Raw genomic sequence first — 22,271 nt, forward strand, 5'->3', positions numbered from 1 at the left:
GCCGGCCCATGGAGATCCTTGTCCTCAACGGCATCGTGAACGGCCTGGTGGTGGGTGGCGTCTATGCGCTCATCGGCATGAGCCTCACCCTGCTCTACGGCGTGCTGCGGGTCGTCAACTTCGCGCACGGCGAGATGGTGATCGGCGGCTCGTTCCTGGCCTATGTCCTGTTCCACATGGCCGGCATCCCGCCCCTGCTGGCGCTGCCCATCGCGGCCGTCACCTTCTTCGCGCTGGGCTATGTCGCCTACTACCTGCTGATCCCGCGCCTGAGCCGCAGCGATGATCCCGAGAGCATGTCGTTCCTGATGATGTACGGCGTGTCGATCGCGCTGGCCGCTCTGATGCTGCTGTTGTTCGAGGCCGACTCGCGCTCGATCGACTATACCTTCACACCGATCTCGATGAAGATCGGGCCGGTCTACGTCTCGACGGCGCGGATCGTGGCGCTGGGTGTCACCATCGTAGTCTCCGCCGCCGTCGGGCTGTTCCTGTTCGCCACCTTGCCGGGCAAGGCGCTGCGCGCCGCGATCATGAATCGCGAGGCGATCCAGATCATGGGCGTCGACATCGTGCGGCTGTCGGCCTTCGCGTTTGCCCTAGCAACCGGCCTGGCCGGTATCACCGGCGTGCTGGTGGCCCTGGTGTTCCCCGCCTTCAACGCCTTCTCCGGCCCGGAGTACTCGATCATCGGCTTCATCGTCATCGTGCTGGGCGGGCTGGGCAACCCCATCGGTGCCCTGCTGGCCGGCGTGCTCTACGGCCTGGTCGAGCAGCTGGCGACCGTGTTCCTGCCCCAGGCGCTGGCCCAGATCGTGGGTTTCGGCCTGCTGGTGGCAGTGATCCTGTTTCGCAATGCCGGTTTCGCGCGCTGGCGGATCGGCCGATGACGGCGCCGGCGATCGACGTCCAGGAACTTGTGAAGCGCTTCGGCGGACTTGTTGCGCTGGATGGGGTCACCTTTGCCGCGGCGCAGGGCGAAGTGCTGGGCATCATCGGTGTCAACGGCGCCGGCAAGACCACGCTGATGAATTGCATCTGCGGCATCTATCGTCCCGACGCCGGCGCCATTCGCCTTGGCGGCCAGGACGTCACCGGCTGGGCGCCGCATGACATTGCCCACCGTGGTGTCGGCCGCACGTTCCAGGTGCCGCGGGTGTTCCGGCGCATGTCGCTGATCGACAACCTCCTGGTGCCCGTCCTTCAGCACAAGGTGCCCGACCGCGCCCTGATCGAGGCGGCCGAGGCCATGCTGGAGCGCATGCGGCTCATCGACCTGCGCCACAATTTCGCCGAGGAGCTGTCCGGCGGCCAGCAGAAGCTGCTGGAGATGGCGCGCATGCTGATGCCGGATCCCCAGGTGGTGATGCTCGACGAGCCGTTTGCCGGCGTGCACCCCACCCTGTGCCGCTTCATGATCGAGCAGATCGAGGCCATGACGGCGGCGCACAAGACCGTTCTGCTGATCAGCCACGACCTGACATCGATCTATCGCCTGTCCAACAGGGTCCTGGCGTTGAACCAGGGCCGGGTGATCGCCGACGGCGGCGTGGATGCCATCCGCGGCAATCCCGACGTCATCGAAGCCTATCTCGGATCGTGAGGGATCGATGGCGGTCGATATCGTCATGGAGCTGCGTAACGCCAGCGTTGCCTATCACGGCGACATCCGGATCCTGCAGGACCTGACCTTGGCCGTGCGCGCCGGGCAGATCACCGGCGTCATCGGCCCCAACGGCGCCGGCAAATCGACGGTGCTCAAGACCCTCTACGGCTTGCTGCGGCCGATCGACGGTGACGTGCTGGTCGACGGTGCCGCGGTGACAGGCCTGCCGCCGTGGCGTTTCATCGAGCGCGGCATCGCGCTGGTGCCGCAGAACCGCAGCCTGTTCAATGAGCTGTCGGTCGAGGACAACCTGCGGCTGGCATGCTGGTCGTTCCGCCGCGACCGCGCCCGCGTCGAGGAGGCGCTGGAGCGTGCCTATGCACAGTTCCCGATCCTCAAGGAGCGCCGCAAGCAGCCAGCCGGCGCCATGAGCGGCGGCCAGCAGCGCTTCCTCGAGCTGGGCCGGGCGCTGGCGCTGAAGCCGCGTGTCGTACTGCTCGACGAGCCGACGGCCATGATCGCGCCGCGACTCAGTGCCGAGATCTACGAATTCATCCGCGGCCTGCCGGCACAGGGCATCACGGTGCTGCTGGTCGATCAGAACGTGCGCCAATGCGTGCGCATCGCCGATCACCTCTATGTGCTGGAACTCGGTCGCAACAAGGTCGACGGCTCGGCCACGGCCTTTGCACGGGACGAGCAACTCCGTAATCTGATTGCCGAATGGGTCGACTACCGCATTGATGCCTGAACGAGAACCCATCCACGGGAGGACGTCATGAAGAGGCGAGAATTTCTTGTAACGACCGCGGCAGCGCCCGCCCTGGCCACAGGCCTTGGGCTGGTTCCGGCGATGGCCCAGTCCGACGCACCGATCCGGATCGGCATGACGGTGTCGTCGACCGGCACCTTTGCGCTCGCGGCCCAGTCGGGCCTGCGCGGCGTCGAGATCTGGGTCGACGACGTCAATACCCGCGGCGGCATCGAGATCGGCGGCAAGAAGCGCAAAGTCCAGCTGGTGAAGCTCGACGATCGCAGCGACAAGACGACCGTCCCCAAGGTCTATGAGACCCTGATCAAGGACGAGAAGGTCGACGTGCTGTTCGGGCCGTTTGGCTCGACGCTCACCGCCGCCGCCGTCAACGCCAGCGAGACCGCTGGCAAGTTCATGGTGATCTGGTCGGCGTCGGCCGATTCGATCTATGCCCAGGGCTTCAAGTACATCATCTCTGCCACGCAGATCGCGGGCTCCCTCCTCGGCCAGCCCGGCGTGCAGGCGCTGCACGCATTGGGCGCCAAGAAGGTCGCCTTCGCCTATCTCGACGAGCCCTTCCCGGCTGCCTTGACGCAGGGCGCCGTCGATCTTGCCAAGCAGCTCGGCATGGAAGTCACCATGAACGAGAAGTTCGCCAAGGGAACCAAGGACTTCAATATCCTGATCCAGAAGGCCAAGGCGAGCGGCGCCGACGCGTTCTACCCCACGGCGTATGAAGGCGACCAGATGACCATCGCGCGCCAGCTGCGCGAGGCCAACGTCACCTTCAAGGCTGTTTACCTGGTCTACGGCTCGCAGCCGCAGTTCCTGCAGCAGGCGGGCAAGGATGCCGACTACATCCTCAGCCAGACGCTGCTGCACGACAAGATCAACTGGAAGGTGACGCACGGTCTCAGCCGGGCGCAGATGATGGAGCGCTACGCCAAGCTTTTCCCCAATGCCCAGTACACGGCCGACTTCCAGACCGCGCTGGCCTATGGCGCCGGTGTCGTGACGGAAGAGGTGATCAGGACCGCGCAGTCGCTGGACGCTGCCAAGCTCAAGGAGGCGGCGCTGAAGGTCAATGACAAGATCATCACGGTGACCGGCGAATACCAGATCGATCAGACCGGCAAGCAGTTCAAGAACGCTTTCTCGATCATGCAGAACCTGCCCGGCGGCACGCTGGAGGTGGTCCACCCGCCCGCCGTCGCCACGGCCAAAGCCATCTACCCCGCCCCGGCGTTCGATCAGCGGAAGTAGCATCCCTCCCCCAGCTTCGCTTGGGGGCGGTGGCCGAAGACCGGAGGGGGACCCCGACGTGGTCTCAGTTACCAAGACCACGTCGGGGTCCCCTCCGCCCACCGACGTTTCGACGCAATGAGTCGAAACGTCGTATCGGGGCACCTCCCCACTACGTGGGGAGGGACATCGTCACAAACTCACGAAAACCTTGAAACCGCCGAAGACCATGCGCTTGCCGTCGAAGGGCATCCCCTCGGGGCCCACCAGCGCGTCCATCCGCGGGTCTTTCATCACCTTCGCATTGATGCGATCGCGCTGCGCCCGCGACTTGTAGACGATCCAGGAGAAGACCACGACCTCATCGGACTTCAGCTTGACGCCCTGCGGGAATGACGTGACCTTGCCCGGCTTCACGTCGTCGGCGACGCACTCGCGGTACTCGAGCGCGCCGAACTCGCGCCAGATCTTGCCGGCCTTCTGCGACATGCGCCGATAGGCCGCCAGGTTCTTCTTCGGCACCGGCACGACGAAACCATCAACATAGGCCATATGCTTCCCTCCGCTGAGAACACGCGCGATCGTCGTCGATCCGGCGCTATCACAAGGACGAACGCCCGGCCGCCATCCCGACAAGGCGGGTGAAATTTTTTCAGGCGCGCCGCGGCACGCTGAGATTGACCGTGACGTTCTTGCGCTGCGTGAAGCTGTCGAGCATGCCTTCCAGCGAGAACTCGCGGCCGATGCCGCTCTGCTTGTAGCCGCCGTAGGAATGGCCCGGCGACTGGCCCAGCCCCTGGTTCACCTGCACCCAGCCCGACTCGATGGCGTGCGCCGTGCGCAACCCGACACCGATGTCGTGTGTCCAGACATAGGCGGCCAGGCCATAGTGGCTGTCGTTGGCCATGCGGATGACCGCGTCCTCGTCGGTCCAGCGGATCGCCACCAGCACCGGCCCGAAGATCTCCTCGCGCGCCAGCCGCCAGTCGTTCGAGGCATCGGCAAACACGGTCGGAAGCGCGTAGTAGCCTTCGCTCAACGGCCCCGTTTTCGGCGGCAGGCCGCCAAAGACCAGCCGGGCATCGGCGCGCTTCAAGCCCTCCTCCACGTAGCCGCAGACCTTGCCGAACTGCTTGGCGTTGATGATGGTGCCGATGTCGCTGGCCTCGTCAAGCGGATCGCCGAGCTTGAGTGCCGCCGCCTTCTTGCCGAGCTTGTCGAGAAACGAGTCGAAGATGTCGGCGTGCAGGAAGAGCCGCGATCCCGCCGTGCAGGACTGACTCTGGCGGGTGAACCGCATGGCGGCGATGATGCCGTCGACGACCCAGTCCTCGTCGGCGTCGGGATAGACGATCGACGGGCTCTTGCCGCCCAGCTCCAGCGAGACCGGAACGATCCGCTCGGCCGCGGCGCGCATGATGATCTTGCCCACTTCGGTCGAGCCGGTGAACGACAGCTTGCGGATCGCCGGATGGTTGGCCAGCGGCCCGCCGCACTCCGCGCCCAGTCCGGTCAGCACGTTCAGCACACCCGGCGGCAGGAATTCCTGGCAGATCTCCGCCATCAGCAGCACGCCCAGCGGCGCATCCTCGGCCGCCTTCATCACCAGCGTGTTGCCGGCACACAGCGCCGGCGCGATCTTGAGCGCACCCAGCAGCACCGGCGCGTTCCAGGGGATGATCGCGCCCACGACACCCAGCGGTTCGCGCCTCGTGTAGCTCAGTACATGCTCGCCCAGCGGAATGGTCTCGCCCTTCAGTTCGCTGGCGAGGCCGCCGAAGTAGCGGAAGATATCGGCGGCTCCGCGCGCCTCCGTTCGCGCCTGGGTGCGCAGGGCATTGCCCGTCTCCAACGCGATGATCCGCGCCATCTCCTCGGCACGGGCCTCCATCGCCTCGGCGATCTTCAGCAGCAGCTTGCCACGCTCGCGCGGCACGACGCGGCTCCAGCCCGGAAAGGCCTTGCTGGCCGCCGCCACTGCCCGCTCGACGTCGGCCTCGGCACCACGCGGCACCTCGGCGATCGCCGTACGCTTGGCCGGGTTCTCGACGGAGATGCGGGCGTTCGATGCGGCGGCCACCCACTGCCCGTCGATCAGCATGCCTTTCGGCTGCGGTGTCGGGGCGGGTTGGTGCTGCTGTGCGATCGCGGACATCGGTACCTGCATCTATCGGGCTTGATACCAATAGTTTGGTCTGCCCGTGCCGGGGAAACAAGGCTCTGGGGATATTCCGGTGCCGCCGCTGTGCTAGGTTGGCGACCACCCATGGAACGAGGCCGATGGATATTCAGGTTTTGCAGGATGCGACCATACCGGAGCTGCCGAACCACTATCGTGGCAAGGTGCGGGACAACTACGACCTGCCCGACGGGCGCCGGATCCTGATCGCCACCGACCGGTTGAGCGCCTTCGACCGCATCCTGGCGGCCATTCCGCTGAAGGGCCAGGTCCTGACCCAGACGGCGCGGTACTGGTTCGAGGCAACGCAGGACATCTGTCCCAACCATGTGCTTGCCTATCCCGACCCCAATGTGGTCGTGGGACAGCGGCTCGACATCCTGCCGGTCGAGGTCGTGGTGCGCGACTACCTCGCCGGCACGACCGCGACGTCCATCCTCACACTCTACAAGGCCGGCCATCGCGACATGTATGGCGTGCGCCTGCCCGACGGCTTGCGCGAGAACCAGCGCCTGCCCGACCCTATCATCACGCCGACCACCAAGGCCGCTGATGGCGGCCACGACGAGCCTCTCACGCCGGACGAGATCGTTGGACGCGGCCTGCTCTCCGCCGAACGCTGGAAGGCCGCGTCGGACTACGCTCTGGCCTTGTTCGCGCGCGGCCAGTCGATTGCGGCCCAGCGCGGCCTGATCCTGGTCGACACCAAGTACGAGTTCGGCGTCGACGCCAGCGGCCGCGTCGTGTTGGCCGACGAGATCCATACACCCGACAGCAGCCGCTATTGGCTGCAGAAGAGCTACGCCGACCGCTTCGAGCGGGGCGAGCGGCCGGAAAGCTTCGACAAGGACTTCGTGCGCAACTGGGTTGCCGCCCGCTGCGATCCCTACAAGGACCCGATCCCCGACATCCCCGCCCAGGTCGTGCTGGATACGTCGCAGGTCTACATCAACGCGTTCGAGACCATCACCGGCCGGACGTTTCAGCGTCCGGCGCCGGGCGAACCGGTCCTCGATCGCATCCGCCGCAATCTGGCAGCCTACTTCTGACCGCCGAATGGCACTGTTCCGTCGCGGCGGAATGGTCCTTCAACGCGACGGGTACGCAACGGTAAGGAAGACCGTGTTGTCCGTCGCGAGGAAGAACGATGTCGAAGACTGCCGAAGCCACGATCACGAGCTATGCCGTGACCAAGCGCAACCGGGTCCAGCGCCTGCACGAGCGTGGCCGCTATGATCGCGACAGCGTGCATGCGATCCTCGACGCGGCGATGATCTGCCACATCGCCTATGTGATCGACGGCCAGCCTTTCTGCACGCCCACGGCATTCTGGCGCGAGGGTGACCATCTCTACTGGCACGGCTCGGCAGCCAGCCGCATGTTGCGGGCGCAGAAGCCTGGCCTGCCGGTGTGTCTGACGGTGACCCACCTCGACAGCCTGGTGCTGGCGCGGTGCGGCTTCAACCACTCGGTCGACTACCGTTCGGCGATGTGCTTCGGCAAGGCGCACATCATCGACGATCCGGCCCAGAAAGCCGCCGCGCTCGACCGCATGATCGACCGTTTCTATCCCGACCGGGCAGCGTCCCTGCGCACCAGCACCGAGCAGGAACTCAAGGCGACCACGGTCATCGGCATGGAGATCGAGGAAGCAGCCGGCAAGATCCGCTCCAAAGGCGTTGCGGATGAAGAGGAAGACTATGCCCTGCCGATCTACGCCGCCCGCATCCCGATCCAGACTGTGATGGGCGCGATCGAGCCCTGCCATCGGCTGACACCGGATGTGCCGAGGCCGGAGGGCTTGGCCGGCTTCACGCCGGGCCGCCGCCTGGACGAGGTGATGCAGGAAACCTATCGCAAATCAGGTCTGCCCTGACGGGAAAATGGGCGCTCCTCCCCTTGCCCGACGGCGTGCGCTGGGCCACTATCGCTATATCCCATCACGCATATGGCTCCGGTCCCATGGCGCTGGCGAATGCCGTATTCGTCAGGCTTTCATGCCGGAGCGTGGAGGAGACCGCTGATGTATCCCGACGTTCAACTGCTCATCAATGGCGTCTGGACGCCAGCCGCCAGCAAGCGGACCCTGCCGGTCGTCAGCCCGGCCAGCGGCGAGGTGATCGGCACGGTGGCGCATGCCGAGCGCGCCGACCTCGACCGAGCCCTGGAAGCCGCCGAAAAAGGCTTCCAGGTCTGGCGTAAGGTCTCGGCCTTCGATCGCGCCAAGGTCATGCGCAAGGCCGCCGACCTGCTGCGCCAGCGCGCCGATGCCATCGCGCCGCTGATGACCCAGGAACAGGGCAAGCCGCTGGTGGAAGCCAAGGGCGAGGTCCTGGCCGGTGCCGACATCATCGACTGGTTCGCCGAAGAAGCCCGCCGTACCTATGGCCGCGTCGTGCCGGCGCGGGCGGACGGCATCTACCAGCTGGTGATCAAGGAGCCGGTCGGCCCCGTCGCGGCGTTCACACCGTGGAACTTCCCGATCAACCAGGTCGTGCGCAAGCTGTCCTGTGCCGTGGCAGCCGGCTGCTCGATCATCGTCAAGGCGCCGGAAGAAACCCCGGCCTCGCCAGCCGAACTGATCCGCTGCTTCGTCGACGCCGGCGTGCCGGCCGGCGTGGTGAACCTGGTCTACGGCGTGCCGGCGGAGATCTCCGAATATCTCATCCCGCACCCGATCATCCGCAAGATGTCGTTCACGGGCTCGACCGCGATCGGCAAGCAGCTGGCCGCGATCGCCGGCGCGCACATGAAACGCGTCACGATGGAACTGGGCGGCCATGCACCGGCCATCGTGTTCGACGACGCCGACGTGGATACGGCCAGCAAGCTGCTGGCCGGCGCGAAATATCGCAATGCCGGCCAGGTCTGTGTGTCACCGACCCGCGTGCTGGTGCAGGAGAAAGTCTACGACCGCTTCGTCGAAGGCTTCCTGCAGCACAGCAAGGGCGTGAAGGTCGGCGACGGACTAGAGTCCAGCACCACCATGGGGCCGCTGGCCAACCCGCGGCGTATCGACGCCATGCAGGCACTGATCGGCGATGCCACCAAGCGCGGCGCCACCGTCCGCGTCGGCGGCAACCGCATCGGCAACAAGGGCAACTTCTTCGAGCCGACCGTCATCACGGACGTGCCCAGGGACGCCCGTGTCATGAACGAGGAGCCGTTCGGTCCGCTGGCCATCATCTCGCCGTTCAGCTCGTTCGACGACGCGGTGACGGAAGCCAACCGGCTGCCCTACGGCCTCGCGTCTTACGCCTACACGCGCTCGGCCAAGACCGCGAACGCCATCGCAGCTCAGGTCGAGGCCGGCATGATGTCGATCAACCATCATGGCCTCGCCCTGCCTGAGGTGCCGTTCGGCGGCGTCAAGGATTCGGGCTACGGCTCGGAGGGTGGTCTTGAGGCCATCGAGGGTTACCTGAACACCAAGTTCGTCACCCAGGCCGGCCTGTAGCTCAGAAATCGGTGCCGTGCCGATATCAGGCACGGCACCGCCTTAGGCATTCGGCAGCGTTGAACTGAAAGCGTCGAGCCTGGCGGCTGACCGAACCAGGGTATCGAGCGCAGCGAATCGTCCTTCAGGCGCCAGGTGAGGCATATCGAAGCGCATCGCCTGCACCGCAACGACGGTCGTGACATCGGCCTGCGTCAGCGCGTCGCCCACCAGCCACGGTCCCTGCACCATCCCGTCCAGTGCCTGAAGGGCCGTCTCTATCTGTCCTTCCAGGCGTTCCAGCCATGGCTGCCAGACGTGACTGTCAGGCCGCTTGGTGCGCTCGTAGTATGCCGCGACATACTTGTCGGCCGCGCCGGTGGCCAGCGCCACCATCCGGTTGACCTGCCGGCGCTGCGGCCCTGACCGCGGCGTCAGCGCGCGCGCCGGCCCGACCATCTCATCGAGATGATCGATGATCATGCCGCTGTCGATGACAAGCTCGTCGTTGTCGAGAACGAGCGCCGGCACCCGTCCCAGAGGATTGAAGCCGCGGATGATCACAGCGTCCCGGTCGGTGGCGACCGGACGATGCTCGAACGGCAGCGCGTAGATCTTCAAGGTCACCGCCACGCGCCGCACGAAGGGCGACGAATATGAGCCGATCAGCAGCATGCGCGGGCGCTAACGCTCGAAGATGTCGAGCGGCAAGACTGCCGAAACGGTCATGTTGGGGACGTCGACGACCTGGCTGATGCGCAGATCGACCGCGACACTGGCGATACAGTACGCCTGCTCGCGCGTGAGGCTGTAGGCGTCGGCGATGTAGTCGATCATGTTGACCAGGGCATTGCGCGCCGCCAGCGTGATGTCTTCCGATTCGGCCCGGCCATCGCTGCGCACTGACATGCCGGTCGTGGCGTAGTAGCCCTTGCTTGGCGTCACGCCGTGAGCGCCATGCACGCCTGCTGCGCCATGGTGCGCGTGCCCGCCATGGGCATAGGACGGGTCGCGCTGCCTGCGCCGCGTCGCCTCGCCCTTCAGCACCTCGAAGCGGGCCACGAACGTCGCCGAGGTCTCGACCGCTGTGCCGCAGGATTCGCCATCGCCTTGCGCGAAATGCGCATCCCCAACCGAGAACAGCGCACCCGGCACTTGCACCGGCAGATAGAGGGTGGCGCCGGCGGTGAGTTGCTTGATATCGAAATTGCCGCCGGTTTCGTGCGGCGCGATCGTGCGCACGGCACGCGCCGCGATACCTTCGGTGGCCGGTACGGCGCCGACCGCATCCGGTGGCATCACGATGCCGCCGCGACCGGCCAGCTCCGCCTCGCGGGCCACGATGCGCTTGAGCAAGTCGTGCGACGGCGCCACCCCCATCACGCCCATGAACGGCGCGCCGGCGATGCGTATGCCGGGCAGTTGCTCGGACCTGGCAAAGCCGTCGGCCATTTCCCAATGCACCAGGAAGGGCGTGGTGAAGAGGTCACGCAGGAAGCCGAAGCCGGGCATGATCAAGGTGAAGCCGCGGCTGGCCGGCAGGATCTGCTCGATCTTCACCGCCAGCAGGTCGCCTGGCTGCGCGCCGTCGACATACACCGGCCCGGTCAGCGGATGGACGCGCCCCATCTCGATGCTGGCAAGGTCAGCGGCCGTCCAGCGCGGCGTGATCTGACCGTCGAGGCCATCCAGTGTTTCCATCTCGACCGTCGAGCCAGATGCGATGCGAACCGCCGGCGCAATGTCGGGATGCCAGCGGTTATGGCCTTTGTCGGCCTGGCGTGCCAGCGGCAGCGCTGGATCGATATGGATGTGCGTATGTGCCATGGAGTCCCCCCAAGCGATCAACGCAGAAACAATAACCAAACCGGCGCCGGGCTGCCATGTGGTCACTGCGGCATTGTGACTGTGCATTCCCCGCGCACGCAGCCCACAACCTGCTATCTAGCAGCCGTCACATTACAAGGAGAGCCATGGTGTCAGGCAGCGTCGATGAGAAACTTGAGCCCATTCTGAGTGAGGTCCTTCGACGCAATGCCGGAGAGCTGGAATTCCACCAGGCCGTCCGCGAGGTTCTCGAAAGCCTGGGTCGCGTGGTGGCCAAGCACCCCAACTATGCCGACAACGCCTTGATCGAGCGGATCTGCGAACCAGAGCGCCAGATCATTTTTCGCATCCCGTGGGTGGATGACCACGGCAACGTGCAGATCAATCGCGGTTTTCGCGTGCAGTTCAACTCGGCTCTTGGCCCCTACAAAGGCGGCCTCCGCTTCCACCCCTCGGTGAACGTCGGCATCATCAAGTTCCTGGGCTTCGAGCAGACCTTCAAGAATGCGCTGACCGGCATGCCGATCGGCGGCGGCAAGGGCGGTTCGGATTTCAATCCCCGAGGCCGCTCGGACGGCGAGATCATGCGGTTCTGCCAGTCATTCATGACCGAGCTCCATCGTCACCTCGGCGAGTACACCGACGTTCCCGCCGGTGATATCGGCGTCGGCGGACGCGAGATCGGCTACATGTTCGGCCAGTACAAGCGCCTGACGAACCGCTACGAAGCCGGCGTGCTCACCGGTAAGGCCCTCTTCCACGGTGGATCGCGTGCCCGCAAGGAAGCCACCGGCTATGGCGCCACGTATTTCGTCGAGAGGATGTTGGCCACCAAAGGCCAGGCGTTCGAGGGCAAGCGCGCCGTTGTGTCGGGCTCAGGCAATGTCGCCATCTACACCATGGAAAAGATCATCGAGTTCGGCGGCAAGATCGTGGCGTGCTCCGACTCGAATGGCTACGTCGTCGATGAGGGCGGCATCGATCTGGATCTGGTGAAGGAGATCAAAGAAGTCCGTCGCCAGCGGATCGCCGAGTACGTCCGCTTGAAGGGTGCCGGCAGCCGCTATGTCGAAGGCGGCTCGATCTGGAGCGTGCCGTGTGACGTGGCCATGCCATCGGCGACACAGAACGAGCTCACGGGCAAGGACGCCAAGATCCTGGTAAAAAACGGTGTTGTTGCGGTCGGCGAAGGCGCCAACATGCCGTCGACGCCCGATGCCGTCCGCATTTTCCAGGATGCCGGCGTGCTGTTCGGACCGGGCAAGGCCGCCAATGCCGGCGGCGTCGCCACGTCAGCGCTGGAAATGCAACAGAATGCGTCACGGGACAGCTGGACATTCGAACGAACGGAAACCCGCCTCGCCGAGATCATGCGCAACATCCACGATCGTTGTGCCGAAACGGCAGAGGAATACGGCGCGCCCGGCGACTATGTGCTGGGTGCGAACATCGCCGGCTTCGTTCGCGTCGCCGAGGCCATGGATGCGCTTGGCGTGATCTGAAGAGGTGGGCGGCGGTGCTTCATGCATCGCCGCCTCTGCTTACGGCATCGGCAACTGGTCAGCCTGGTTTCGGGCGTAGAGCAGCCGGCTATCGCCGATGAACAGCCGCTCGAACCGAACACCAAATGCTGCATCAAGACGACGGTCATCGAAGAGGTCCCTCGCCTCGCCCTCGATGATAATCCGGCCGGCGTCCATCAGGATGACCCGATCGAAGAAGCGAAACGCCAGATCGATGTCGTGCATGACCACGACGGACAGGTGTTCGCGACCACGCTGAGCGAGACGCTCGACCAGTGCCAGGCGATGGCGGACGTCAAGGCTGGCCCCCGGCTCGTCCGCCAGAAGGATGGGCGGGTCGGTCGCCAGCACCGCCGCCAGAATAGCCCGTGCCTGTTCGCCGCCGGAAAGAGTCGACCACCGCCGCCGTTGCAACGCCGACAGGTCGAAACGCGCGAGCGTCGCTGTGATCGTATCACCGATGGCCCGGCCAGCCCCTTCGAGGCGTATGCGCAAAAGGTCATCGATGGTGAGATCCCAGTGCGGTGCGAAGTGCTGCGGCAGATAGCCGATCCGGGCGACCCGCTCCCGCACCGGCACGCCCGACAGATCGCGATCACCGAGCAGGATCCTGCCCGCCTCGGGTATCTCCAGTCCGGCAAGCTGCTTGAGCAATGTCGATTTGCCGGCGCCGTTCGGGCCGATGATCGCGACCGAGCCGCTGCGCGGCAGCGCGACACTCACGGCATGGAGGATCGACATGCCGCCGCGGCGGGTGGTTACTGTCTCAGCCCGCAGCGCGCTCATGACCGCAACCGCCGTGCCAGAAGCACGATGAAAAATGGACCGCCGGCAACCGCCGTGACCAGACCAAGCGGAATTTCCGCCGGCGGCAGGGCGGCCCGCGCGATGGCATCGGCAAGAATGACGATGATCGCACCCGTCAAGGCACTGGCGGCCAGCAGCGGCCGATGCAGGGGCCCGACCGCCCAGCGGGCGATGTGCGGCGCAGCCAATCCGACGAAGGCGACCAAACCGCCGAAGGCGACAGCCGCAGCGACGACAGCGGCCCCCACGAGAATGGCCATCGGGATGAAGCGACGAACGTCGAGCCCGAAGCCCTGCGCAATCGCTTCACCTAACCCGAGTTGATCCAGGCCACGCGCCACCAGCCACGTCGCGGCCAACCCCAGCGCCGACAGCACAGCCAACAGGCCCAGGCCGGACCAGCTCGGCGTTTGCAACCCACCCAACACCCAGCTCAACACGATCTGCAGGCTCACCGTCTCGTCCGACAACGCCAGCATGAGAAAAGACCGCAATGCACCCAGGACGGCGGCGATGGCGACACCGGCGAGCAGAACGCCCGCGGTATCGATGGCGCCGGCCACGCGCGACACGCCGATCACCAGGACTGTCGCCCCCCAGGCGCCGGCGAAGGCCAAGGCCGGCAGCAGCAGCGCTTGCGGCACGCCCAGCGGCACCAGCAGCGCGACAGTTGCGCCCAGTGCGGCGCCACCGGCCGAACCGAGCAGATAGGGTTCCGCCAGCGGATTGCGGAACACACCCTGGAAAACCGCACCGCCCAGCCCCAGCAAAGCACCGACGCACGCTGCGGCCAGCACGCGGGGAATGCGCCAGTCGACCAGCAATCGGCTGCGCATGTCCTCGCCGGCAGCGATCGCCTTCACCAGCGTAAACGGGCTGACCCAGTCGTGCCCGGCGCATCCCGCGGCGACCAGCGCCAGCAGCAACAGTGCCGACAACCATAACCACGGCTTCACGGCGTTTCCCCGCTCTGCGGGTGCAACCGCGCGGCAAGCCGTTCGATGCCATCGATGGTTCGTGGGCCCGGAATGAGGAACTCGGCCCGGGGCACCGTATAGGCTTTCTTTGCCAGAACAGCCTTCAGGTCACGCCACCCCGATTGCTGGATAAGTTCGTCGAGGTCCTGCTGTCTGCCTGCAAACAAGAGCACGTCCGGATCCGCCGCGAGCACGGCCTCCGGCGAGACCTGCGGGACAACGCCCTTTCCCCCCAGTGCGAACCGCGCACCGGCGCGGACGATCGCATCGCCGGTGTAGGTGTCAGGCCGCGCCACCAGCAGCAAACCATTGCCCAGTCGCCCCGTGATCATCACCACACGTGGTGGCACGCGGCCTTTGGTCCGCGACTCGACCTTCTGAAGTCGTGCCTCAAGCGCGCCCGTGACACGCTCTCCTTGAGCCGGCACGCCCAGGACCTGCGCAACCAGGCGCAGGTTGGAGAGGACTTCATCGACGCTTCTGCTGAGCAGGACGATCACGGGAACGCCGAGCCGTTCCATCGGATCGACCAGCTGGTGGGCGGCTTGCCGCGACGGTGTCACGATCAGCAGGTCCGGACGCTGGGCCACCACGGCATCGACGGAGAAACCGAGGCGCCCGCCGACCAGGGGCCGGTCGAGGACCCCCGGCGGATAACGCGTATATGCCTCGATACCGACGATGCGGTCGGCCTGTCCAAGCGCGGCCACGAGTTCCGTGTTGGAGGCGAAAATCGTCACGACGCGCTGGGGTGGCGCTGGGACGTCGACACGACGTCCCAACGCATCCTGGATGGTCACCGGTTGAGCGTGAGCCGGCAGCACCGACATCAGTCCCACCAGCAACCACGCCGCGACTCGCATCAGAAACGCGCCCGCAGGCCGATCTGAAACTCGCGTCCCGGCATGGAGGTACCACACCCGCCGTTCTGGAAACGCCGATCGGCAATACAGTCCGGTTTGTCGAGAGCGATGAAGATCGGATGCTTGTTGGTGTTGAACACATTGTTCACGGCACCGAACAGGCTCACCCCCTTCACCACTTCGATCTCTCCTCGCAAATTCCACACCCAGAACGGCGCCTTGCGATGGATGTATTCCCGGAACGGCTCGGCACCGGGCACCAGCAGGTTCTCCTCGGTGTTGTACCACATGGGTCCACGCAGCAGTCCATTGACCTGGATCGACCAGGCACGCCCCGACTCGCTTGTCTGGCCGAACCGGGTGCCGATGCTTGCTTCGTAGCGGTACATGCGTTCGACATGATTGCTGTTGGCGTTGGCGGTAACACCTTTGTCTTTCATGCGGAAATTGTAATAGCCGCCGGCAAACACGCTCCACTGCCAGACGCCCGCCTCTACGCGCGCGGTGCGCAGCACGTCGACGTCGATACTGAGTTCAACCCCCTGAACCACGATGTCATCCGGGTTGTTGACGTAGTCCGACGTATTGGGTGCGCCGGGACGAAGCCGCGTCGTGATCCGATCCATGATCGTGTTCTGGAACAAGGCTCCATCCAGGCGCCAACCGGGCTGTGCGACCGATACACCGGCCTCGATCTGGCGGCTCTTCTCCGGACGCAAGCTCGGATTGCCGAAGATGCGACCGCCGCCGACCGCAGTGAAGTCGGCAGCCAGTTCACTCGCTGTCGGTGCGCGAAAGCCGGATGAAGCCCCAGCCCGCAGCGTGAGCCAGTCGAGCGCCTTGAACGACACGCCTGCCGAATACGTGAGCGCCGTGTAGTTCTCAGTCCGATTGCGTTGAAGCGCCAGATTGGGCGTGTCATCAAACGTCGTCCGTCCGAACGTATAGCGCAGGCCGCCGCGCACGGTCAGCCGACTGTCGAAGAAGCTCTGGGCATCCTCGACGTAAAGAGCGTGGACCGAATCAGTCGCATCATTGTCGTATGGCGGCACCTGCGCCAGCGTCGTCCCCGGCACGCCGACGCGAGTGCGTGTCGAGCGCAAAACGCTGCGCTCCCAGTCCCAGCCGAGCAGCAGGTCATTGCCCGCCCAGGGCGTGATACGAGGCTGCACGCGGGTACCCATGACCACGAGTTTTCGGCGGTTGTGATCCGAAATCGTTCCCGGTCCGGGTAGATTGCCGTTACGCACGACCGGTGAGGCCCAGTAGAAGTTATCGATATCGCGCACGGCATAGAATTGCGCGAACCAGCTCAACCAGCCGGCGTCGATCTTGCCGCTATAGCCAAGATCAATCGACTGGTTGAAGCGATCATCAACACTGATGACGTTGGCGCCCGAGCCACGAAAGCCGACATCGTAGATGCCGTCGGTGCGCGCCGTCAGGTCTAGGCGGTGGTTGTCCGACACCTGCCAGCCCACCGACGCTGTCACGCCTGCGCGTTTCCAGGCCGTGTTGTCCGCCCGACCGCCTTTGCCGCCGACGTGGTAGTCGGAACGGCGACCACCAGTGACACCCAGGTACCAGTCGAAATTCTGGTGCGTGCCGCCGGTCTGAGCGTGCCCCTGCAACAGTCCCCACGAACCGCCGGACAGTTCCACCAGATTGCCGGGTGCCGAACGTCCCGTCTTCATGATGACGTTGATGACGCCGCCCATGTTCTGGCTGCCATAGACAACCGAAGACGGACCACGGACGATCTCGATGCGCTCGACATCCGCCGGCGACAGCTTGGAGAGATTGGCTGTGCCGGCCCGGTGGCCGTTGATCAGCACCAGGACCTGCCCGCGAAAATCACGGCCCTGCCCGTCGCTGGCGGCACCGCGAATGTTCATCGAGGTCTGGCCCGGCGTCCATTCGCTGAGAAACCCGACGGCGTTCTCCGCCAGCAGGTCGGTCAGCGATCGCGCGCGCGAACGCTCGATCGTGTCGCTGTCGATCACCTGGACCGTACCCACGATCCGGCTGCGTTTCTCCGGCCGGGCGGTGGCTGTCACGACAACCGGATCGACCACCACGGGCTCCTGGGCCAAAGCCGTGCCGCCGGACGTGACGGGCAACGCAAGCGTGGCCAGGGCGATTCCCAGAAGGCGCCGGCTCATGCCTGCCTCCACACCAGGACCGCGGACGCTCTTGGCACGTCCAGCCGATAACCTCGATCTGTCGAGCGCGCCTGTTGCCTGAGATGGGCCACCATGTCCGAGCGTCGCAGATCCGACGCCGGCCATCCCAGCCGGTCGGCGAGATACGCCGCCAGGCGTTCGATGTCGTTGACGATCGCGGTGAAGGTCCAGGTGGTCTTGGCGATCGCGTCGGGCGCGTTGTGGTCGCCCAGCGCTTTGAGCACCAGATCGACGCCCGGCGTCTCATCCTCGCCATGCCATGCCGAGGGCAAGCATCCGGCGAGGCAGAGGCCGCGCGGACCTGCTTGTGCTGGAACAACCCATGCTATCGCGCGCCGCGCCCATTGGCGGCATCGCGCCAGGAACGCCTGTGCGTCATTGAGCGGAGCCGCGATGTTGGCGGCCAGCACCGTGTCGTATCCGGCCGATGTCGGCGTCGCCGTTTCCCACCCGCTGGCGAGAATGGTGGGTACACGCGCCAGGGCCGTGAGGCGCCGTCGCATGGCATCCGACGGCTCGATGGCCGTCCAATGGTTTTCGGGTTGGCACAAGGCCTGGCCGAGCTGGCCGCCGCCCGCGCCGATGTCCAGGAGGTTACCGATCTGCGGCACGAGGTTCGCGACAACCGGCGCCACGCGAGCAACGTAGTCCGAGGTGTCGATGCCGGCGGCGTAGAGCTCAAGGGGATCGATCGCTTGCGGAAGAGTGGCCGCGACGGTCACGGACGCCTCCCCGCTGGCTGGCATTTGGCGGGGCGGCAACAGGGTGAGGGAAAGACGGTCGACAAGATACGGGCCTCGCGGCGAGCGTGACACGTCACCGCGACGACGAGAGACCTGCTGCCCATGCGATGGGCTGCATCAGGTCGCCTGTCACATCGGTGCACCCCGCCCGACGCTCTCGCGCGTGACCACGACGTGGTGGCAGGTCTCCTGGCTCGCGGGTCGCCGCCTGCGACCGCCTTCCCAGTCCTCCGAAGAGTCCCAGTGGCCTGTTGGTCGCCGGCTCGCCGCTTACAGTTGCGGGGGCAGCAATGGCTTTGCGCGCCGCGGCGCACGCACCACTTTCCCTGTTCGTCCCTTGCGGGAACCACCGTCTTCATCGGTGCTGTAAAATGATCTTGCTGTCAAGTCGCGTCACGTAACGCGATAGTCGCTATGTCGGATCAACCCGTCTTCGCAATGAAATGGAAGAACGTACCGCTGACATGGTCACGTCGGCTGCTGAGCGCGGGAACAAGTTGTCCCGAAGCATCGACGGCTTCCAGCAGCGGCGGATCGCCACCCAGGTCGACCACACGCGCATAGTGGAACTCGTGGCCGGTGATGCGATCGCCGCGTCGACCCAACGGCGACGCCTCGAGCAGTGTGCAGGCGCGATAGCCCAGGTGCAGCTTGCGTTTTGAAAAATCGGTTTCCAGGCCCAACAAACCTGTCATCCGGTGGCGAACGCCATCAGCGTCCACCAGCCCCTGCCCCAGCACCATGTAGCCGCCGCATTCACCGTGCACAGGGCGATCGCGCGAAAAGCGGCGCAATGACGCATGGAAGGTCTTGTTGCCGGCCAGCGTCGATGCATGCAGCTCAGGATATCCGCCCGGCAACCAGGCAAGATCGGCGGATGGATCTGGCCCTTCGTCCGCCAGCGGCGAAAAGAGCGTGATCTCCGCTCCGGCCGCCTGCCACGACGACAGCACATGCGGATAGGTGAAAACGAAAGCGGCATCACGGGCGATGGCGATACGCTGCGCCGGTGGCGGCACGGCCTTTCGGTCTGCCGTAGGCACCCGTCCACCAACCGCAAGCTTCAATATCCGCCCGAGATCGCATTGTCGGGCGACGACGTCGGCCAGAAGGTCGATCTGCGTCTCAAGCGCAGTCACCTCCTCCGGCGGGATCAGCCCGAGATGGCGTTCGGCCAACCCCATGCGGTCATCCCGGACGATCGAGCCCACGACGGAAAGGCCGGCCGCTTCGATCGCCTGGCTCGCCAGGCGGTGATGGCGATCGCTGGCGACGCGATTGAGGATGATCCCGGCCACCTGTACGTCGGGTCGAAGACGGGCGCAGCCCAGCGCGACCGCCGCGGCCGACTGCGCCTGCCCCGAGACATCGAGCACCAGCAGCACCGGCCAGCCCGTTTGCGCCGCGATATCGGCCGTGGCGCCAATGCCGCTCTCGCCTGCCTGGGCGCCACCGTCGAACAGCCCCATCGAGCCTTCGGCCAGCACCAGGGCCGCACCGCTCGCTTGCGTCAGTAGAGCCGACATCAGCTCGGCCGGCATGGCCCAGCTGTCGAGGTTGAAGCTGGTTCGACCGCAGGCGCGGGTATGGAACGCCGGATCGATGTAGTCGGGGCCATTCTTGAACGGCTGCACGTCGATGCCAGCACGGCTGAACGCGCGCATCAGGCCAAGCGCCACGGTGGTCTTGCCGGCGCCGGACCTCGGTGCCGCGATCACCAGTCCGGGCGGCAGTGGGCTCACGGCCGATCCCCAGCCGCCCCACCGCGAAACCGACGTCGATGGTCGGCGTCATAGAGCGCGCTGTTGCGAAAGTCGTTAGCCGCCAGGACGCGCCCCACGAGAATGATGGCGGTCCTCTCCGACGCCGTCGGCCCGACACGCTGCGCGATATCGTCGAGCGTGCCGCGAACGACACGTTCGTTCGGCCATGACACCCGGAAAGCCACAGCGATAGGACAGTCGCCGCCGTAGTGCGGCAGCAATGCCTGCACGAGGTCCGCCAGCCGATGCACCGAGAGATGCAGCGCCAGCGTGGCGCCTGTCGCCGCCAGGGTTTCCAGGCGCTCCGCCGGGGGCATCGCCGAAGCGCGGCCGGGCGTACGCGTCAGGACGACCGTCTGCGCAACCTCGGGCAGTGTCAGCTCACGGCGCAGCGCAGCGGCCGCGGCGGCGAACGCTGGGACGCCTGGCGTGACCGAATAGGGAATGCCCAGAGCATCGAGCCGACGCAGCTGCTCGCCCATGGCACTCCAGATCGACAGGTCACCGGAATGCAGGCGCGCGACGTCCAGCCCTGCCGCGTGAGCGGCTCGCATTTCGGCGATGATCTCGTCCAGGCTCAGCGGTGCGGTGTCAATGATTCGCGCCTCTGCCGGACAATGCGCCAGGATGTCTGGATGGACCAGCGATCCCGCGTGCAGACATACCGGGCAACGCGCGATCAAATCGCGCCCGCGCACGGTGATCAGATCGGGCGCGCCGGGGCCGGCGCCGATGAAATGGATCGTCATGGGCCATCGCCCTCCGCCAACGCACACGTCGCCTGTGTCGATACCAGGCGCGCGACCAACAGCCGGGCGTTGTGACCGGCGCCCGCCAGCGCGGCAGCCTCCGCTACACTGGCATGCCCCACGGCGCGCAGCGCTGCCGAGGACCGGCTGACACAGCGCTCGGCCATCGCCATCATCTCGTTCTCATCCACCCAACGCAGCGGAACGACCAAGAGGCGCGCGGCGATGCCGATCCCCTCCTCGGCCCGCTTGAAGGCGGGTGCTGCCAATGTCAGCCGCGTGGGATCCCAGGCCACGGGCGGAACCGCAGCGGCCATGCACTGCCGTACCAGGGCCGCGATCTCCTCGCCCGGGCAATGCCGTCGGCACCCGATGCCCGCGACGATCATGGCTTCACCGCAGCCCACTGCACGACAGTCAGCGCCGGACGAAAGGCGCGGTAGCGTCCCAGGCTATCGGCCCGCTCAACGGCGATGCGTGTCAGGCTGCCGCCCATGGTTTCATGGGCGGCGATCAATCGCGCCTCGGTTTCGATCGTCACGCCGTTGGCCACGATCCGGCCGCCAGGGCGCAGGCGCCCCCATGCCTGATCGAGAAGCGTGGCGTCATCGGTGCCGCCACCGACAAAGATCGCATCGGGATCCGGCAGGTCGGCAAAGATTCCGGGTGCACGGCCGACCCGCGCGTCGAGGTTCGGCACGCCCAACGTTCTGGCGTTGTCTATAGCGCGCGCCAACCGCCCAGCATCGATGTCGACAGCCACCGCGCGTCCGCGGCTGTTGCGCAACAGCCACTCGATGGCGACCGAGCCGGAGCCGCAGCCAATGTCCCACAGCAGATCGCCGGCGCGTGGCGCCAAATGCGCCAATGTGATCGCACGGATTTCTCTCTTCGTGATCTGACCGTCATGCTCGAAGAAATCGTCGGGCATGCCCGCCGCCAACGGCAGGACACGCGTATCAGCCTCGGCCTCCACCTCGATTGCCAGCAGATTGAGGGGATCGATCCGCTCAGCGACAAATGCGCCTGCTGTTGTCACTCGGATACGCTCGCGGGGCCCGCCAAGCGCCTCCAGTATCGCGATGCGCGAACGGGAAAATCCCAACGCATTCAGCATGTCCGCCACGGATCGCGGTGTCGTGGCATCGGCAGACAGAGCCAGGATGCGCGCGCCGGGTTGAAGCAGCGGGCGCAACGGCGCGAGTGGCCTGCCGCAGAAGGAGATCGTCGCAACATCGGCAAAGGACCATCCCAGGCGGGCGCACGCCAAGCCAAAAGCCGACGGTGCTGGGATGCACATCATCTCCGCAGCTGGCACGGAACAGGCCAGCCGGCTACCGATGCCGTAACAGAATGGATCACCGGACGCCAACACACAAACCTGGCGGCCTCGACGAGCGTGGATATGCGCCAAGGTCGCGTCCAGCGGGTTCGACCATGTGAGGGTCTCGCCATGGATCAGGGATTGCGCCAGCGTCAGATGCCGGTCGCCGCCCACGACCAGTTCGGCATTACCGACGGCGTCACGTGCCATCGCGCCCAGCCCCTCGACACCGTCCTCACCCAGGCCCACGATGGTGAGCCAGCGCGCTGGCGCACTCATTGTCGTTCACCCTGGT

At 65.7% G+C, this 22,271-nt stretch carries 21 protein-coding genes and 1 riboswitch; of the genes, 8 read left to right on the top strand and 13 right to left on the bottom strand.

Annotated elements, in window-relative coordinates:
• The first annotated feature begins 8 nt into the window (after positions 1-8).
• From FQU96_RS17440 to FQU96_RS17455, 4 genes are read left to right on the top strand one after another with little or no spacing between them, the layout of a single operon-like run.
• The gene (locus FQU96_RS17440) at positions 9-890 is read left to right on the top strand and encodes a branched-chain amino acid ABC transporter permease (protein WP_146542565.1); all 882 of its coding nucleotides are present in this window, start codon (positions 9-11) and stop codon (positions 888-890) included.
• Positions 887-1,603: an ABC transporter ATP-binding protein gene (locus tag FQU96_RS17445; RefSeq protein WP_146542566.1), complete on the top strand. Its 717-nt coding sequence runs from the start codon at positions 887-889 to the stop codon at positions 1,601-1,603. Before FQU96_RS17440 ends, FQU96_RS17445 begins: the two co-directional genes overlap by 4 nt.
• A 7-nt stretch (positions 1,604-1,610) precedes the next feature.
• The gene (locus FQU96_RS17450; protein ID WP_178130560.1) at positions 1,611-2,357 is read left to right on the top strand and encodes an ABC transporter ATP-binding protein; all 747 of its coding nucleotides are present in this window, start codon (positions 1,611-1,613) and stop codon (positions 2,355-2,357) included.
• Between the two features lie 27 nt (positions 2,358-2,384).
• On the top strand, positions 2,385-3,623 hold the full coding sequence (locus tag FQU96_RS17455; protein ID WP_146542567.1) for an amino acid ABC transporter substrate-binding protein: 1,239 nt from the start codon (positions 2,385-2,387) through the stop codon (positions 3,621-3,623).
• Positions 3,624-3,794: 171 nt separating this feature from the next.
• On the opposite strand, the gene FQU96_RS17460 is transcribed toward FQU96_RS17455, so the two are convergent.
• Both FQU96_RS17460 and FQU96_RS17465 read right to left on the bottom strand, forming a co-directional pair.
• Positions 3,795-4,154 (bottom strand): DUF1428 domain-containing protein, encoded by a 360-nt coding sequence (locus FQU96_RS17460; RefSeq protein WP_146542568.1) that lies wholly within the window; start codon positions 4,152-4,154, stop codon positions 3,795-3,797.
• Between the two features lie 100 nt (positions 4,155-4,254).
• Complete coding sequence (locus FQU96_RS17465) at positions 4,255-5,757, bottom strand: aldehyde dehydrogenase family protein (RefSeq protein WP_146542569.1); 1,503 nt, start codon at positions 5,755-5,757, stop codon at positions 4,255-4,257.
• 125 nt (positions 5,758-5,882) lie between these two features.
• Here FQU96_RS17465 and FQU96_RS17470 point away from each other — a divergent pair, with 125 nt between their 5' ends.
• The 3 genes from FQU96_RS17470 to FQU96_RS17480 all read left to right on the top strand — a co-directional run bounded on the left by FQU96_RS17470 (position 5,883) and on the right by FQU96_RS17480 (position 9,238).
• Positions 5,883-6,830 carry a phosphoribosylaminoimidazolesuccinocarboxamide synthase gene (locus FQU96_RS17470; RefSeq protein ID WP_146542570.1) on the top strand — a complete coding sequence of 316 codons (948 nt, stop codon included), beginning with the start codon at positions 5,883-5,885 and terminating at the stop codon, positions 6,828-6,830.
• Positions 6,831-6,928: 98 nt separating this feature from the next.
• On the top strand, positions 6,929-7,657 hold the full coding sequence (locus FQU96_RS17475) for a pyridoxamine 5'-phosphate oxidase family protein (RefSeq protein ID WP_146542571.1): 729 nt from the start codon (positions 6,929-6,931) through the stop codon (positions 7,655-7,657).
• Between the two features lie 147 nt (positions 7,658-7,804).
• The gene (locus FQU96_RS17480) at positions 7,805-9,238 is read left to right on the top strand and encodes an NAD-dependent succinate-semialdehyde dehydrogenase (protein ID WP_146542572.1); all 1,434 of its coding nucleotides are present in this window, start codon (positions 7,805-7,807) and stop codon (positions 9,236-9,238) included.
• A 42-nt stretch (positions 9,239-9,280) separates the two neighbouring features.
• Here FQU96_RS17480 and FQU96_RS17485 read toward each other — a convergent pair whose 3' ends face one another.
• Complete coding sequence (locus tag FQU96_RS17485) at positions 9,281-9,892, bottom strand: glutathione S-transferase family protein (protein ID WP_146542573.1); 612 nt, start codon at positions 9,890-9,892, stop codon at positions 9,281-9,283.
• A gap of 9 nt (positions 9,893-9,901) precedes the next feature.
• The gene (locus tag FQU96_RS17490) at positions 9,902-11,044 is read right to left on the bottom strand and encodes an acetamidase/formamidase family protein (protein WP_146542574.1); all 1,143 of its coding nucleotides are present in this window, start codon (positions 11,042-11,044) and stop codon (positions 9,902-9,904) included.
• A 146-nt stretch (positions 11,045-11,190) separates the two neighbouring features.
• Here FQU96_RS17490 and gdhA point away from each other — a divergent pair, with 146 nt between their 5' ends.
• The gene (gene gdhA, locus FQU96_RS17495; protein WP_146542575.1) at positions 11,191-12,546 is read left to right on the top strand and encodes an NADP-specific glutamate dehydrogenase; all 1,356 of its coding nucleotides are present in this window, start codon (positions 11,191-11,193) and stop codon (positions 12,544-12,546) included.
• A gap of 39 nt (positions 12,547-12,585) precedes the next feature.
• On the opposite strand, the gene FQU96_RS17500 is transcribed toward gdhA, so the two are convergent.
• The 9 genes from FQU96_RS17500 to cbiE form a co-directional block, all read right to left on the bottom strand.
• The gene (locus FQU96_RS17500; RefSeq protein WP_146542576.1) at positions 12,586-13,353 is read right to left on the bottom strand and encodes an ABC transporter ATP-binding protein; all 768 of its coding nucleotides are present in this window, start codon (positions 13,351-13,353) and stop codon (positions 12,586-12,588) included.
• Positions 13,350-14,330 carry an iron ABC transporter permease gene (locus FQU96_RS17505; protein ID WP_146542577.1) on the bottom strand — a complete coding sequence of 327 codons (981 nt, stop codon included), beginning with the start codon at positions 14,328-14,330 and terminating at the stop codon, positions 13,350-13,352. The genes FQU96_RS17500 and FQU96_RS17505 overlap by 4 nt, the downstream gene beginning before the upstream one ends.
• Positions 14,327-15,181: an ABC transporter substrate-binding protein gene (locus FQU96_RS17510; protein WP_255468390.1), complete on the bottom strand. Its 855-nt coding sequence runs from the start codon at positions 15,179-15,181 to the stop codon at positions 14,327-14,329. Before FQU96_RS17510 ends, FQU96_RS17505 begins: the two co-directional genes overlap by 4 nt.
• Before the next feature lie 32 nt (positions 15,182-15,213).
• Positions 15,214-17,376, bottom strand: coding sequence for a TonB-dependent receptor (locus FQU96_RS17515; RefSeq protein WP_146542578.1), 2,163 nt, complete (start codon positions 17,374-17,376; stop codon positions 15,214-15,216).
• The gene (locus tag FQU96_RS17520) at positions 17,373-18,119 is read right to left on the bottom strand and encodes a hypothetical protein (RefSeq protein ID WP_146542579.1); all 747 of its coding nucleotides are present in this window, start codon (positions 18,117-18,119) and stop codon (positions 17,373-17,375) included. Before FQU96_RS17520 ends, FQU96_RS17515 begins: the two co-directional genes overlap by 4 nt.
• 182 nt (positions 18,120-18,301) lie before the next feature.
• Positions 18,302-18,506: riboswitch (cobalamin riboswitch) on the bottom strand.
• 56 nt (positions 18,507-18,562) lie between these two features.
• A complete protein-coding gene (locus FQU96_RS17525) occupies positions 18,563-19,882 on the bottom strand; it encodes a cobyrinate a,c-diamide synthase (RefSeq protein ID WP_370461372.1) in 1,320 nt (439 codons plus the stop codon).
• Positions 19,879-20,652 (bottom strand): precorrin-4 C(11)-methyltransferase, encoded by a 774-nt coding sequence (gene cobM / locus FQU96_RS17530; protein ID WP_146542580.1) that lies wholly within the window; start codon positions 20,650-20,652, stop codon positions 19,879-19,881. Before cobM ends, FQU96_RS17525 begins: the two co-directional genes overlap by 4 nt.
• Positions 20,649-21,041, bottom strand: a complete 393-nt coding sequence (locus FQU96_RS17535) for a cobalamin biosynthesis protein (RefSeq protein WP_146542581.1) — start codon at positions 21,039-21,041, stop codon at positions 20,649-20,651. Before FQU96_RS17535 ends, cobM begins: the two co-directional genes overlap by 4 nt.
• Positions 21,038-22,255 carry a precorrin-6y C5,15-methyltransferase (decarboxylating) subunit CbiE gene (gene cbiE / locus FQU96_RS17540; protein ID WP_146542582.1) on the bottom strand — a complete coding sequence of 406 codons (1,218 nt, stop codon included), beginning with the start codon at positions 22,253-22,255 and terminating at the stop codon, positions 21,038-21,040. Before cbiE ends, FQU96_RS17535 begins: the two co-directional genes overlap by 4 nt.
• Between the last annotated feature and the right edge of the window lie 16 nt (positions 22,256-22,271).

The sequence above is a fragment of the Reyranella sp. CPCC 100927 genome, assembly GCF_007859315.1.
GTDB lineage: Bacteria > Pseudomonadota > Alphaproteobacteria > Reyranellales > Reyranellaceae > Vineibacter.

What these genes read in the sequence shown, in the direction of transcription:
- FQU96_RS17445 (WP_146542566.1), top strand. Translation starts at nt 887, where the DNA reads ATGACGGCGCCGGCGATCGACGTCCAGGAACTTGTGAAGCGCTTCGGC.
- FQU96_RS17440 (WP_146542565.1), top strand. Translation starts at nt 9, where the DNA reads ATGGAGATCCTTGTCCTCAACGGCATCGTGAACGGCCTGGTGGTGGGT.
- FQU96_RS17450 (WP_178130560.1), top strand. Translation starts at nt 1,611, where the DNA reads ATGGCGGTCGATATCGTCATGGAGCTGCGTAACGCCAGCGTTGCCTAT.
- FQU96_RS17500 (WP_146542576.1), bottom strand. Translation starts at nt 13,353, where the DNA reads ATGAGCGCGCTGCGGGCTGAGACAGTAACCACCCGCCGCGGCGGCATG.
- FQU96_RS17490 (WP_146542574.1), bottom strand. Translation starts at nt 11,044, where the DNA reads ATGGCACATACGCACATCCATATCGATCCAGCGCTGCCGCTGGCACGC.
- FQU96_RS17515 (WP_146542578.1), bottom strand. Translation starts at nt 17,376, where the DNA reads ATGAGCCGGCGCCTTCTGGGAATCGCCCTGGCCACGCTTGCGTTGCCC.
- FQU96_RS17460 (WP_146542568.1), bottom strand. Translation starts at nt 4,154, where the DNA reads ATGGCCTATGTTGATGGTTTCGTCGTGCCGGTGCCGAAGAAGAACCTG.
- FQU96_RS17470 (WP_146542570.1), top strand. Translation starts at nt 5,883, where the DNA reads ATGGATATTCAGGTTTTGCAGGATGCGACCATACCGGAGCTGCCGAAC.
- FQU96_RS17455 (WP_146542567.1), top strand. Translation starts at nt 2,385, where the DNA reads ATGAAGAGGCGAGAATTTCTTGTAACGACCGCGGCAGCGCCCGCCCTG.
- FQU96_RS17485 (WP_146542573.1), bottom strand. Translation starts at nt 9,892, where the DNA reads ATGCTGCTGATCGGCTCATATTCGTCGCCCTTCGTGCGGCGCGTGGCG.
- gdhA (WP_146542575.1), top strand. Translation starts at nt 11,191, where the DNA reads ATGGTGTCAGGCAGCGTCGATGAGAAACTTGAGCCCATTCTGAGTGAG.
- FQU96_RS17480 (WP_146542572.1), top strand. Translation starts at nt 7,805, where the DNA reads ATGTATCCCGACGTTCAACTGCTCATCAATGGCGTCTGGACGCCAGCC.
- FQU96_RS17465 (WP_146542569.1), bottom strand. Translation starts at nt 5,757, where the DNA reads ATGTCCGCGATCGCACAGCAGCACCAACCCGCCCCGACACCGCAGCCG.
- cobM (WP_146542580.1), bottom strand. Translation starts at nt 20,652, where the DNA reads ATGACGATCCATTTCATCGGCGCCGGCCCCGGCGCGCCCGATCTGATC.
- FQU96_RS17510 (WP_255468390.1), bottom strand. Translation starts at nt 15,181, where the DNA reads ATGTCGGTGCTGCCGGCTCACGCTCAACCGGTGACCATCCAGGATGCG.
- FQU96_RS17535 (WP_146542581.1), bottom strand. Translation starts at nt 21,041, where the DNA reads ATGATCGTCGCGGGCATCGGGTGCCGACGGCATTGCCCGGGCGAGGAG.
- FQU96_RS17475 (WP_146542571.1), top strand. Translation starts at nt 6,929, where the DNA reads ATGTCGAAGACTGCCGAAGCCACGATCACGAGCTATGCCGTGACCAAG.
- cbiE (WP_146542582.1), bottom strand. Translation starts at nt 22,255, where the DNA reads ATGAGTGCGCCAGCGCGCTGGCTCACCATCGTGGGCCTGGGTGAGGAC.